General features: G+C 64.0%; 1 protein-coding gene. It reads left to right on the forward strand.

Features of this window, described 5'->3' with window-relative positions; all coding sequences use genetic code 11:
• The coding region (locus AC1Q80_RS30945; RefSeq protein ID WP_492362958.1) for a hypothetical protein at positions 1-253 on the forward strand (253 nt) is incomplete at both ends.

Here is a 253-nt window from a genome sequence, read left to right on the forward strand (position 1 = left end):
CTTTGTCGACGACCGGCCGTTCCAGCAGTCGACCCGCTCGGCCAACGACAATGGCCTGGGGAGCTTCAACTTCCCGCGGCTGTCTTCCTTCGGCAACCTGCCGTCATCAGGCGGCCGCAAGGATGACGACGATGGCAATGGCGGCGGTGACAATGGCGGCGATGACGATGACGACGACGGCAATGGCAACGGCGGCAATAACGGGGGCGGCAATAACGGCGGCGGCAACAACGGTGGCGATGACGACGACGAT

The organism is Ensifer sp. GW823-FHT05D09 (assembly GCF_058795755.1).